A 12,307-nucleotide genomic window follows, 5' to 3' on the forward strand; every position below is an offset into this window, starting at 1 on the left:
TTCCTGCCATAGAACATAGATAAACGAAACCAATTATCTAACAAACAAGTAAACTCACATTTGACTTTTACTAAACTATCTGATATAATAGCGACAACACGATAGTATAATAAACTGCGGAGGTGTGATATGAAAATACTTATCGCGGAGGATGAAAGCTCGCTGAATGAGGTCATAACCAAAAAGCTGAAACAGGAAGGATTCTGCGTTGACAGCTGCCTTGACGGCGGCGAAGCGCTTGAAAGACTGCTTTACACCGATTACGATATGGCAGTGCTGGATATCATGATGCCTGTACTAAGCGGTACTGAGGTGTTAACGGATCTGCGCAGGCATGGAAAAAACACACCTGTAATTTTCCTGACCGCTAAAGATACGGTTCATGACAGGGTAACGGGGCTGAACCTCGGTGCGAATGACTATATCGTCAAGCCTTTTTCCTTTGACGAACTTATCGCTCGTATCATGGCAGTAAGACGAACCGTGTCGGGGAATATCTCAAATCAGATCACCCTGGCTGACCTTACAGTTGATATCGACACCCATATCATAACACTGGAGGGCTGTGAGATCACTCTTACAGGCAAGGAATACGAACTGCTGGAATACCTGATGATGAACAAAGGGCATATACTCAGCAAGGCCAAGATACTCAGCCATGTATGGGGTTACGATTACGAGGGCGGCGATAAGATAGTTGAGGTTTATATGAACTATCTCCGCAAAAAGATAGACGCAGGCAGAGATAAAAAGCTGATACATACTGTAAGGGGCATAGGATATGTCATGAAGGAGGAAGTATGAAACGCATCTCGCTAAAGCTGAAGCTTTCTCTGTGGTTCACGCTGATACTCACCATAGTCTGTGCTGTGATACTGATACTGGTGATGCGGATATATCAGACGACTGAGAAAAAACTGCTGCTCCAGACCCTTGATAATGCCACGGATTCAATGGTATACAAAATGAGGGGCGACTGGAAATACCGAAAGGATATGGAAACGGGAAAGCTTGATGACCACAACTTTCTCGTCGATGATGTTCAGCTGATGGTGTATAATAAAAAGGGCGACCATATCGCAGGTGTGTTCCTCTATCCCGAGCTTGATGAGCTTCCTGTACACGAATCTGACAAGCCTGTACGCACGGAGCTTGACGGAAGGGACTATTACTACTGGGACAAAAAGACCCGAACCGTCCGCGGAAACGATATGTATGTCAGGGGTATAATTGCGGCAGAAGATGACCTTTTCGGGAGCCTGACATCCCACATAACGATACTTATCGCCCTGCCTGTACTTCTGGCGATGGCTTTCGGCGGCGGCTACTTTATAACGGGAAAATTTCTAAAGCCCATAAGGGATATCCGCAAAACTGCCGAGGAGATACGTTCCGGCGGGGATCTTTCCAAGCGTATCGGCACCAGCGGCAACGGCGACGAGCTGGACGAACTGGCAAACACTATCAATACAATGTTCGATAAGCTTGATAAGGATTTCGATGCACAAAAGCAGTTCACATCAAATGCATCACACGAACTGCGCACTCCTGTTTCGGTGATACTCGCTCAGTGCGAATACGGCTTCGATCACGCAGACAGCGCCGAAGAACTTATGCAGGTAGTTTCCTCAGTACAGGAACAGGGCTACAAGATGTCGGGAATTATAAAGCTTCTGCTGATGTTCACAAGGATAGATCAGGGAACGGAGCATTACCCGAAAGAAGAGACCGATCTAACGGAGCTTGTACATTCTGTCTGCGAGGATATGCGCATAATCGCAGATAAAAATATCACCGTCACCGAAAAGCTAGCCCCCGTAACTGCCTATGTCAACCGCGAAATGCTGACTTTGCTCACAGTTAATCTTATACAGAACAGTCTGAGATACGGCAAAGAGAACGGCAATGTAAAAGTTGGATTATCAGAAAACGGAAATATGGCTGTGCTTACAGTCGAAGACAACGGTATCGGCATATCGGCGGAAGATCTGCCGAATATCTGGGAACGCTTTTACCGTTCAGACAGATCAAGAAGCTCAAAGGGACTGGGTCTCGGACTTGCACTGGTGAAACAGATAGCAGAATTCCACGGCGGCACAGCCGAAGCCGAAAGCACCGAGGGTATAGGCAGTCGATTTATTGTTAAAATTATCAAAAAGTAAATAAAAATTAAATATTTCATAAAGATGCTTTTTTCTAACCTAATTTTAACCTTTACAGTTTATACTGAGGTCATGGTTAAGAAAAGAGCATTTTTTCGGTATGTTAAGTACCGAAGAAAAAAACTTACGGACGGAAGAACACAATAATATCAGACAGGAGTGTATAACTTATGAAGGCAAGACTTATGATGAAAAGAGTATCGGCAGCAGTGGCTGCGGCAGCGATGGTATGCAGTACGGTATCCTTGGAAACTTTCGCTTACAGCGGTTCTTATGACAATAGCTTTACCTTTACCAACAGCGGTATAAGTGCTTCAAACGCAGCAGGTTCAGGCTACAAGATCAACGGAACTTCCCTGACCATAAACGAAGCGGGAACTTATGTTGTAAGCGGACAGTGTGTTGAAGGAAGCATCACTGTGAAGAAAGGCACCACAGGTGTTGTGCTTATCCTTGATGAGCTGACACTCACCTGCTCTTCAACCGCACCTGTTTCGGTAAATAAGGGTGCCGAAGCTGAGATAGTTATAAACGGCAAAAATACTCTCACCGATTCGGAAAATCCCGCAAATGAGACCTCATCTGATACGACTGTAGCAGACGCTTTTGAGGGCGCAGGCATCAAGGTCAAAAGCGGCTCATCACTTACTCTTACGGGTACGGGAACACTTACCGTCAACGGAAGCAACTGCAAAAACGGCATAAAGGGCGCGGCTACTTCAACAGTGACTGTGGGCGAAAACGCAAATGACAGCTTCACACTGAATGTGAATGCGGTAAACAACGCCCTCGCAGCAGACGGTGAGCTGATAATCAACGGCGGTAATATCAATGTGACATCTTCCGATGACGGCATTAAGGCTTCACCCGATGACGATGACACAGAATCAAAGGGCACTGTGACCATCAATGGCGGCAAGATAAGCGTTACCGCATCCGATGACGCTGTACACGCAGAACAGGTTAACGTCCTTGGCGGAAATCTGACTATCAACGCAGGCAACGATGGATTGAAAGCCGAAAACGCACTGACTGTGGGCAAAGCAGACGGCAGCGGTCCAGAAATTGACGTAAAAAAATCTTACGAGGGCTTTGAGGGTGCGACCATCACACTCCGCGGCGGCAAGGGCAGCATACTTTCCTCCGATGACGGTATGAATGCGGCTAACAGCGAGCTTAAAAATTTCACCTATGAGCTGAATATCTCAGGCGGCGAATGGTACGTAAATGCGGACGGCGACGGAGTTGATTCCAACGGAAATATGAGCATTTCAGGCGGATACACCGAGGTATTCGGTGCTGCAAACAACGGTAACGGCGCACTTGACATCGGTGACTTCGGCAACTCGCTGACATATACAGGCGGCACAATAGTAGCTGTGGGCATGAACGGAATGGCAGTAACACCCACATCGGGCAACTACATAGCTTTCGGCACCTCCGGCATGGGCGGCGGCTTCGGCGGTGGTTTTGGCAGACCCGGATCTCAGTCCGGTCAGAGCGGCTCGTCTTACAGCATAAGCAAGGGTGCATCCATCGCAATAAAGGACAGCAGCGGCAATACCCTGTATGAGGCAACCGCGGTAAAGAGCGCAAATCACGTTGTATTCGCATCAGAATCGCTGAAGTCTGATGTGACATATACGCTGTACGTAAACGGTCAGAGCGTTGCAACTGCTACTCTCACAGCAGGTACAGGACAGTCGCAGGGCAGCGGACAGCCCGGTGGACAGGGTCAGCCCGGACAAGGTCAATGGCAGCCGGGTCAGGGTCAATGGCAGCCCGGACAAGGTCAGCAGCCCTGGCAGCCGGGTCAGGGTCAGGAACAGCCGGGACAGGATAATCCTCCCGATCAGCCCGAAGAGCCCGAGACCGATCCTACAGCAAATTATCCTAAGGTAACTAAGATAGAATACAGCGAAAAGTATCACCAGTTCAGACTGACATGGAACGCTGTTGACGGCGCTGAAAAGTACGGCGTTGCTGTATATCTGGCAGGTAAATGGAAGGTCGTAGATCAGAATATCACTACAACCACCTTCACTTCCCCGAAGCTGGCGGCAGGACAGACCTACAAAATGGTGGTATGCGCAAAAATAAACGGCAGCTGGGATATCAGCAAGATCAACAGCAGAGCGTTTACTGTAACTGTAAAGTGATACAGTGACTATGTTTCATAGTTTTTGGCATCAGATACAAAAGCTTGATTCACCACGCGTATAAAGCAATAGATTTCCCCTGATATAACGGCAGATGTAGACACAACCTACATCTGCCGTATTTTTTAAGCAAAGCTATGTAAAAGCTGCCGTATATCAGTGTTAATACAAATGTGTTGACTTTTTCCGAAAATAGCGGTATAATAGTAATGTTATAACCAAGGGGAGCTCATAGTTGGGCTGAGAACCCTTAGACCTAATGCGGATAATGCCGCCGTAGGAAGTCATAAAGCGATTTTTTACAGGAGGTATCAGACAGGTACCGCCTTTTTTTGCGCCTATATCCGCACAAATATTATTCGGGAGGTATAATTATGCTGGGGACTATGCTGGAAAATGTCAGAAAAAAATGTCCGCTAATACATAATATCACAAACTACGTCACAGTCAATGACTGCGCAAATATCATTCTCGCCTGCGGGGCTTCTCCAATCATGGCAGATGATGAGGGCGAAGCAGCCGAGATAACCGCTATCTGCGGCGGTCTGAATATCAATATCGGCACACTGAACCATAACACTATACCATCCATGTTCCTTGCGGGCAAAAAGGCAAATGAACTGGGTCATCCCGTTCTTCTCGATCCTGTTGGCGCAGGCGCATCAAAACTCAGGACAGAAACAGCCTGCAAGCTTCTGGATGAGATAAAATTCACCTGCATACGCGGCAATATCTCCGAGATAAAGACCCTTGCTTCCGTTGGCGGTACTACCAAGGGCGTTGATGCCGATGCCGCAGATAAAGTCACCGATGAAAATCTTGACAGCGTAATAGCTTTCACCAAGAAACTTGCTGAAAAGACAGGTGCGGTCATCGCCATAACAGGGGCTATCGATATAGTATCCGATGCAGAAAAAGCCTATGTTATCCGCAACGGTCATCCCATGATGTCTTCCATCACAGGCACAGGCTGTCAGCTTTCAGCCATGACCACCGCTTTCATCACCGCCAATCCCGACAACCCTCTTGAAGCCGTTGTAGCCGCTGTATGCGCTATGGGCTATGCAGGTGAAGCTGCTCATGAAAGGCTTTCCGAAAAGGACGGCAACTCTACTTACAGAAACTACATCATCGACGCTGTCTACAAAATGACTCCCGAAGCGCTGGAGAAAGGAGCAAAATATGAAGTGCGATAAAAAAACGATGCTGCTCTACGCTGTTACAGACAGAGCTTGGCTGGGAGATAAGACCCTCTATCAGCAGGTGGAAGATGCTCTCAAAGGCGGAGTGACCTGCGTTCAGCTCCGCGAAAAGGAGCTCTCCGACGAGGATTTTCTCGCAGAAGCAATAGAGATTTCCGCTCTCTGCAAAAAGTACGGAGTTCCCTTCTTCATAAATGATAACGTGGACGTAGCCGTAAAATGCAAAGCTGACGGTATCCACGTTGGTCAGGAGGATATGGCTGCCTCCAAAGTCCGTGAGCGTGTGGGCGATGATATGATGATAGGCGTTTCCGTCCATACCGTAGACGAAGCCCTTGAAGCTGTTGCCGCAGGTGCTGACTGTCTCGGTGTAGGCGCTATGTTCTCCACCTCCACCAAGGCTGATGCAAGTGTACTGCCAATGGATACCCTGCGGGATATCTGTGATGCGGTTGATATCCCTGTGGTTGCCATCGGAGGCATCGGCAAGGGCAATATCCTCAAACTGAAAGGCACAGGCGTTGACGGCGTAGCCCTTGTCAGCGCGATATTCTCAGCCGAGGATATCGAAAGCGAGTGCCGCGAGCTGAGAAAATTATCCGAGGAAATGATAAGATAATAAATGATTGTATTATCGAGTATACGAAAGTATACAAACTGATACGAAAATATACGGTCGTATTATCACGTATACGAAAGTGTACGGCGGCATATCGGGGGCACCACTTTATGCCGCGTTAAAGTAAACGAAATTGGAATTACATTTCCTGATACAGTTTACTATATAAAACAATGCTTTATCTGAAACCTGAAAGGAGTTATGATAATGAAAAAGAACACAGCATTGACCATTGCAGGAAGCGACTGCAGCGGAGGCGCCGGTATTCAGGCTGATCTGAAAACAATGACCATGAACGGTGTATACGCCATGAGCGCTATCACCGCACTTACTGCCCAGAATACTACAGGCGTAACAGGCATACTCGAATCCACTCCCGAGTTTTTACAGCAGCAGATAGACGCTATCTTCGAGGATATCTTCCCCGATGCGGTAAAAGTCGGAATGGTATCATCAGTCAGCCTTATCCGTGTGATCGCGGAAAGTCTTGAAAAGTACAAAGCAAAAAATATAGTTGTCGATCCAGTTATGGTTGCCACCAGCGGCGCAAAACTGATAGATGACAGCGCCATCGAAGAGCTGAAAAAAAGCCTTCTTCCCATCGCCTGCGTCATCACACCAAATATCCCCGAAGCAGAAGTTCTCGCTGATATGAAGATCACCTGCGAAGAGGAAATGGTGGCAGCAGCAAAGCTTATCTTTGAGAAATTCGGCTGTGCAGTTCTATGCAAAGGCGGACACCGTATCAGCGATGCCAACGACCTGCTTTACAACGAAAACGGCGCAAAGTGGTTCAGAGGAAAGAGAATAGATAATCCCAACACCCACGGCACAGGCTGTACACTTTCAAGTGCTATAGCTGCAAATCTTGCCAAGGGCGAGACTCTTGAAAAAGCTGTGGAAAATGCTAAGAACTACATTTCGGGAGCCCTTGCGGCACAGCTTGACCTCGGAAAAGGCAGCGGTCCTATGGATCACGCATTTATATTGAATTAAGATCACACGGAGGAAAGTAAAATGGAAAACATCAAGCAGAAATTTGACGGTTATGCAGATCAGTACGACTACTGGTTCAAGGAAAATTCCAACCTTTTTGAAAGCGAACTGAGACTCTTCAAAAAAGTTCTCGGCGATATATCGGGGAAGAAACTCCTGTCCGTAGGCTGCGGAAGCGGTCTGTTTGAAAGCTTCATCGACAACTCGGGTATCGAGGGTATCGAACCATCAAAGGATATGGGACAGATAGCTGAAAAGCGCGGTGTCAACGTTATCTGCTACGGTCTTATCGAGGATATCGACCTGCCAGAAAACAAGTACGATATAATCTATTTCAACGGAAGCTCCAGCTATATGGAAGACCTCACACCTGTTTACAAAAAGAGCCTTGCAGCCCTGAAAGACGGCGGCAAGCTGATACTTCTCGATGTGCCTAAGGAGAGCGCATTCGGCTTTATGTATCTCCTGGGTAAGAGCCTCGGAACTTACGACCACGAGTACCTCAAAGGCACCATGCCCGGTCTTCCCTACCCCATCGAACTGGCTTCATCGGGCGTATGGCATTCTACAGAGGAGAAGATAGGCGTTCTGAAAGAACTGGGTATAACAAAATTCTCCTTCTACCAGACCCTTGTGAAGAACCCCATGTACACCAACGAAGAGCCCGAGGAAGTTTCCGATGGCTACAAGAGCGGTGGTTATGTTGCCATAATCGCTGAAAAATAAGGGGGCAAAATGTCAAAATTATCCGAAAAACTATACGAAAGAGCCAAGCCCCTCTGGGACAAGGAATCGGAAAACTATTTCGTTTCCGCCATGGCTGAGGGCACTCTTGATGAGGGCATATACCGCGCATATATGCTTCAGGATCACTGCTATCTGATAGACTATATCGGTATACTTGAATGGATGCAGGGTCGCGCTGAAGATGCGGAAGTTGCCGAGTTTCTGAAGAACGCTGCTGACAGCACACGCTTTGAAAAGGACACCGTCCATGTGCCGAACATGAAAAATCTTGGCATTACCGACGAAGAGATAAGCAGTACGGTAAAAGCACCCGACAGCGAAGAGTACCTGTCCTATATGATGGACAAAGCCCAAGAGAGCCTGATATACGGCATTACTGCCCTTTTACAGTGCTCATGGAGCTATGCATATATCGCACAGAAAGTTGCTGATAGGTACGGTGAAAAGCTTGAAAGCTCGCCCTATGCCGATTGGTTCAGCGCGTATACATCTGCCGAATATCAGGAAGCAAATCAGCGCTGGATAGACATCCTAGACCGCGTGGCAAAAGATATATCTCCTGCGGAGGAAGAAAAGCTTTGCGAGATATTTGAGAAATGCGCTCATTATGAGACACGGTTCTGGAATATATTTATTTCGGCAGATAACGAAAAATAGAAACAAGATCTCCCGTTGGTCAGTGCGACCGATGGGGGATTTTTTTGCGAGAAAGCAACCCATGGAAACTGCCAAAGAGGAGAGCTTTATCTGACTAGCGCCAAAGAAGTAATCTATCCATACCAAAACAATTGATACAGACGATACAGCGGGTCAACTGCCACATTCTTCGGGTGTGGCAGTTTTTTATGTCTAAAACATTGTAGCCAACTCATTTTTATCCACAAATCAGTATGTACATTGCTGCTTTTGTTAAGTTCTGCCAAACACACGAGCTTTTCATTGTTGAACTACGCCAAAATTATTATGCCCCTATTGACAAACCAAACCTTATGTGATATGGTTAGTTACAGAGGTAACTAACCAACCAGGTTGATCACTTCTGAATAGCTATTCAAAAAAATGAATAAACAACTGTGTAGAGAAAAAGAAAGGAGAATGAGACTAAATGGGTGTATATTATCCGCATTTCAACGATACTGAGCCCCTGTTTATACAGATAGCCCAGTGGCTTGAAAACAAGATAGTCACTGGTCAGCTGGGTGAGGGTGAACAGATACCCAGCACAACAGAGCTTTCGCACAGTTTGAAGATAAACCCTGCTACTGTGCGGAAAGGTGTCAATATTCTTGTGGACAAAGGACTGGTATATAAAAAGAGAGGTATGGGTATGTTTGTGGCTGAAAATGCAAATGAAAATGTCAGAGACGACAGACGTGTTAAATTTTATGATGACTTTGTAGCCCCACTGTTGAACGAAGCGGAGCGGCTGGGGATTACCCGTGAAGATATCATAGGTATGCTGAAAGGAGATGAAGACTGATGAGCAGGATAGAGATAAAGACACTTACAAAAAAATATAAGAAAAAGACTGCTCTGGACGGCGTTTCGCTAAGTATCGATAATGGTATGATATATGGGCTTTTAGGACGTAACGGTTCGGGGAAATCAACACTTGTGGACTTGGTGGGCGGAAGAATTTTCCCTGATTTAGGTGAGATCACTATTGACGGTGAAACAGTCACCGAGAACGATAAGCTGCTGCGTAAGATATACTGCATGAGTTCAGATGACCTCCTCCCGATGCATATGAGAGTAAAAGACACCATCAAGGCTCAGGCATATTTTTATAAGAATACAGATGAAGATTATGCGATAAGGTTATGTGATGTTTTTGGCATTGATCCGAAAAAACGTCTTTCTCAGCTTTCGACAGGTCAGCGAACTCTCGCTAAGGTTTCGCTTGCTCTTTCCAGTGGTGCGGATTTTATCTTCCTCGATGAACCAACTCTGGGTGTTGATGCAAACTTCCGTGAAGAACTTTATAAGAAGATCATTGAACGCTTTGACAAAACTGAAGCTGCATTTATCATCTCCACTCATCTTATCGATGAATGTGCTGGTCTTTTTGAGCATTGTTTTGTTCTGGAAGAAGGAAGACTTATCGCAGATGAAGATTGTGAAGAGCTTCAGGCGAATGCGTACCTTATCGAAGGAAGAGCTAAGGATGTCACCGAATATCTAAAAGACAAACAATGTCTGAAAAAGACAATAATAGGCACGTTATGCAGTGCCTGTGTCAAGGGCGAAGTAAAGGACGTGCCTGATGGACTGGAAGTCTCACACCCTTCACTTCAACAGCTTCTGATAGCTATGACAGGAGGTGTGCAGGATGGGTGAATTTCTCTCTTACTCATTTCGTGGAAAAGAAGGCCTGAGGAGATATCTCAAATATTTCGGGCTTAGTCTCGGAGTTTTATTCCTGTTCCATATCATTCTGCTCATTGCCGGTATCATCAGTGTAAATTTCAGAAGTGACTGGAAAAACATTTATGAAAGCGCAGGTGCTGCGGCGGCAGGTATCATTTTCGGGATGGTTCTTTATGATCTTATAAAGATATCACTGCATAACGGCACTTCAAGAGTAAGTATTCTTGTAGGCAGCGGTGCAGCAGCTCTCACGTTCGGTGCGCTGAGTTCTGTAATGATAGAAACTGTCTACCTTATAACAGATGGTATTTTCAGGCTTGCAGGCATGAGACTCGACTGTATAATAATGTGTGATGACCGCCATACCTGGGCAGGCGGTGAACAGTTGTCAATGCAGGGCATGAACGATCTGCTCGCACATGACCCGAGGTTCATATTTTTCAGCATCAGCGAGATATTCCTGCTTGTTATGCTGGGTTATACAGCTGTGATGGTTTTTCTTGCTGTAAAGCAAAGAACAAACCTGTTTGGAGCATCGGTCGCATCTGCGGTAACAGCATATTGCTATTTTAATGTGTTTATAGAATACGGCGGTTCGGTAACACTTCGCGGAGAGCTTATGTCAGGGCTCAGAGAAAAAATGATATATATCGGAGAGATACTTCACCCCAACCCAATGGCACCTGATCAGTACGGCAGTTGCCTTGGAGCGGTCATAGCTTTTCTGACAACTGCGTTGATGGTATTCATGATCGGTTATCTGGTTTATGCAGTGTTCATACTTAGGGTTCCTGCTGCAGAAAGAAAGAGAGGTGTTCGTTAATATGAAAGAAAGTCTTACTTATATCCTAAAAGCCAGATTCGGTATAATTTTCACAGCTTTAACCGGTGCTGTTACCATGCTTCTGACTGCAGGGATCTTTGCAATTCCGCTGATGAATATGTTTAGGTATGCAATGGGCGATCCCGGAAGAACGAAGTCTGAGGCAGCAGAGATACTCAGCGTAAACTTTGAGCGCAGCAGTACGGGAAAATTCGAGATCGTCTCGCTGATAGCCGCAGCGATATGCGCGTCACTTCTTGCAAAGACCACTGTGGGCTTCTTCAAGGCAAACGGAGTAAGCCGCAAAACTTCATCGAAAGCGCTGTATACCTATGTACCGATAACCGCACTGATACTCACAGCAGAAAACCTGCTGATGCGGCTGTGCCTTGTGAGAAACACGATCTACATAAACTCGCGATCTCTTAAAACTATGATATTCGGCAGCGGGACTTACGATGTCTTCGCTGACAGACCCTCGGTCATCTCCGAATTTGCAGGAGCAGCAGTTTACTTTACCGTAGCACTTTTCCTTATGTACGGTGCAATAATTTTTGTATCCCGTTCCCACACCGATACGGACTAATAAATAAAGTCAGATGTGATCATTACTGTTTTTAATAGATTACTATCCCTCTATGATAGCATTCATAGGGGGATTTTTGTGCATTTCAATGCACTCGGATATCCTTGACCTTTTTGCAAATAGCAGTTTTCAAGTTATCCACTTCATATATGAAATTTTAGCCCCCTTATCAAGAAAAAATTCGGATTTTGAAATATATGGCACAGAGCAAACAAACGTGCTATATTATATATTAGAGAGGAGGACAAGGGGTAACAAAAATGCAAGACATATCTGTTTCCTGATTAGTTCGCACCCGACCATCTGTGCGAGCTGCCGATGGGATATACATTTGAAAGGGGGAAGCATACTCTATAAATAACTCGATGATCTGATTTGCAACCTTTGAAGTATCGTTCGTAAGTCTCGCCAGTTTCATCGGGCAAACTGTTCAGATGTACTTCGCCTTATCTGAGCAGCCGTTTTATCAAAGGTGAGTGCTGAACGACAAGTTATATTTTTGCCATAATGCCGCAGGCGCAGCACATCGGTGTATCGTAATTATCGAAATTATAGTGTCTCCCTGCCGAGGACAGCAGGACGAATGGATATGCATTTATGAACTTGCAAGCATTGACAAAGCATATGCTTTGTCACCTGATATTTT

General features: G+C 45.9%; 12 protein-coding genes. All 12 read left to right on the forward strand.

Translation table 11 applies throughout. The features are described 5' to 3' along the window. Nucleotides 1–129 precede the first annotated feature (129 nt). The 12 genes from BMY75_RS01920 to BMY75_RS01975 all read left to right on the forward strand — a co-directional run bounded on the left by BMY75_RS01920 (nucleotide 130) and on the right by BMY75_RS01975 (nucleotide 11,661). Nucleotides 130–804 carry a response regulator transcription factor gene (locus BMY75_RS01920; RefSeq protein WP_074828904.1) on the forward strand — a complete coding sequence of 225 codons (675 nt, stop codon included), beginning with the start codon at nucleotides 130–132 and terminating at the stop codon, nucleotides 802–804. Further along, on the forward strand, nucleotides 801–2,162 hold the full coding sequence (locus tag BMY75_RS01925) for a sensor histidine kinase (RefSeq protein ID WP_074828907.1): 1,362 nt from the start codon (nucleotides 801–803) through the stop codon (nucleotides 2,160–2,162). The genes BMY75_RS01920 and BMY75_RS01925 overlap by 4 nt, the downstream gene beginning before the upstream one ends. Before the next feature lie 170 nt (nucleotides 2,163–2,332). Next, nucleotides 2,333–4,321, forward strand: coding sequence for a carbohydrate-binding domain-containing protein (locus BMY75_RS01930; RefSeq protein ID WP_074828909.1), 1,989 nt, complete (start codon nucleotides 2,333–2,335; stop codon nucleotides 4,319–4,321). Nucleotides 4,322–4,695: 374 nt separating this feature from the next. Continuing rightward, nucleotides 4,696–5,517: a hydroxyethylthiazole kinase gene (gene thiM / locus BMY75_RS01935; protein ID WP_074828911.1), complete on the forward strand. Its 822-nt coding sequence runs from the start codon at nucleotides 4,696–4,698 to the stop codon at nucleotides 5,515–5,517. Then, nucleotides 5,504–6,142: a thiamine phosphate synthase gene (thiE, locus tag BMY75_RS01940; protein ID WP_074828912.1), complete on the forward strand. Its 639-nt coding sequence runs from the start codon at nucleotides 5,504–5,506 to the stop codon at nucleotides 6,140–6,142. Before thiM ends, thiE begins: the two co-directional genes overlap by 14 nt. Nucleotides 6,143–6,349: 207 nt before the next feature. Continuing rightward, a complete protein-coding gene (gene thiD / locus BMY75_RS01945; protein WP_074828916.1) occupies nucleotides 6,350–7,138 on the forward strand; it encodes a bifunctional hydroxymethylpyrimidine kinase/phosphomethylpyrimidine kinase in 789 nt (262 codons plus the stop codon). 21 nt (nucleotides 7,139–7,159) lie between these two features. Further along, nucleotides 7,160–7,864 (forward strand): class I SAM-dependent DNA methyltransferase, encoded by a 705-nt coding sequence (locus BMY75_RS01950; RefSeq protein ID WP_074828919.1) that lies wholly within the window; start codon nucleotides 7,160–7,162, stop codon nucleotides 7,862–7,864. A gap of 9 nt (nucleotides 7,865–7,873) precedes the next feature. Then, on the forward strand, nucleotides 7,874–8,542 hold the full coding sequence (locus tag BMY75_RS01955; RefSeq protein WP_074828925.1) for a thiaminase II/PqqC family protein: 669 nt from the start codon (nucleotides 7,874–7,876) through the stop codon (nucleotides 8,540–8,542). 448 nt (nucleotides 8,543–8,990) lie between these two features. Continuing rightward, on the forward strand, nucleotides 8,991–9,365 hold the full coding sequence (locus BMY75_RS01960) for a GntR family transcriptional regulator (protein ID WP_074828929.1): 375 nt from the start codon (nucleotides 8,991–8,993) through the stop codon (nucleotides 9,363–9,365). Continuing rightward, nucleotides 9,365–10,222 (forward strand): ATP-binding cassette domain-containing protein, encoded by an 858-nt coding sequence (locus tag BMY75_RS01965; protein WP_074828932.1) that lies wholly within the window; start codon nucleotides 9,365–9,367, stop codon nucleotides 10,220–10,222. Before BMY75_RS01960 ends, BMY75_RS01965 begins: the two co-directional genes overlap by 1 nt. Beyond that, nucleotides 10,215–11,075 carry a hypothetical protein gene (locus BMY75_RS01970; protein ID WP_074828935.1) on the forward strand — a complete coding sequence of 287 codons (861 nt, stop codon included), beginning with the start codon at nucleotides 10,215–10,217 and terminating at the stop codon, nucleotides 11,073–11,075. The genes BMY75_RS01965 and BMY75_RS01970 overlap by 8 nt, the downstream gene beginning before the upstream one ends. A 1-nt stretch (nucleotide 11,076) precedes the next feature. Beyond that, nucleotides 11,077–11,661: a hypothetical protein gene (locus BMY75_RS01975; protein ID WP_074828938.1), complete on the forward strand. Its 585-nt coding sequence runs from the start codon at nucleotides 11,077–11,079 to the stop codon at nucleotides 11,659–11,661. Nucleotides 11,662–12,307: the final 646 nt, after the last annotated feature.

The sequence above is a fragment of the Hominimerdicola alba genome, assembly GCF_900109655.1.
Classification (GTDB): domain Bacteria; phylum Bacillota; class Clostridia; order Oscillospirales; family Ruminococcaceae; genus Hominimerdicola; species Hominimerdicola alba_B.

Bases quoted from the DNA above. Each gene is read 5' to 3' on its own strand.
- BMY75_RS01920 (WP_074828904.1), top strand. From the start codon at position 130: ATGAAAATACTTATCGCGGAGGATGAAAGCTCGCTGAATGAGGTCATA.
- BMY75_RS01925 (WP_074828907.1), top strand. From the start codon at position 801: ATGAAACGCATCTCGCTAAAGCTGAAGCTTTCTCTGTGGTTCACGCTG.
- BMY75_RS01930 (WP_074828909.1), top strand. From the start codon at position 2,333: ATGAAGGCAAGACTTATGATGAAAAGAGTATCGGCAGCAGTGGCTGCG.
- thiM (WP_074828911.1), top strand. From the start codon at position 4,696: ATGCTGGGGACTATGCTGGAAAATGTCAGAAAAAAATGTCCGCTAATA.
- thiE (WP_074828912.1), top strand. From the start codon at position 5,504: ATGAAGTGCGATAAAAAAACGATGCTGCTCTACGCTGTTACAGACAGA.
- thiD (WP_074828916.1), top strand. From the start codon at position 6,350: ATGAAAAAGAACACAGCATTGACCATTGCAGGAAGCGACTGCAGCGGA.
- BMY75_RS01950 (WP_074828919.1), top strand. From the start codon at position 7,160: ATGGAAAACATCAAGCAGAAATTTGACGGTTATGCAGATCAGTACGAC.
- BMY75_RS01955 (WP_074828925.1), top strand. From the start codon at position 7,874: ATGTCAAAATTATCCGAAAAACTATACGAAAGAGCCAAGCCCCTCTGG.
- BMY75_RS01960 (WP_074828929.1), top strand. From the start codon at position 8,991: ATGGGTGTATATTATCCGCATTTCAACGATACTGAGCCCCTGTTTATA.
- BMY75_RS01965 (WP_074828932.1), top strand. From the start codon at position 9,365: ATGAGCAGGATAGAGATAAAGACACTTACAAAAAAATATAAGAAAAAG.
- BMY75_RS01970 (WP_074828935.1), top strand. From the start codon at position 10,215: ATGGGTGAATTTCTCTCTTACTCATTTCGTGGAAAAGAAGGCCTGAGG.
- BMY75_RS01975 (WP_074828938.1), top strand. From the start codon at position 11,077: ATGAAAGAAAGTCTTACTTATATCCTAAAAGCCAGATTCGGTATAATT.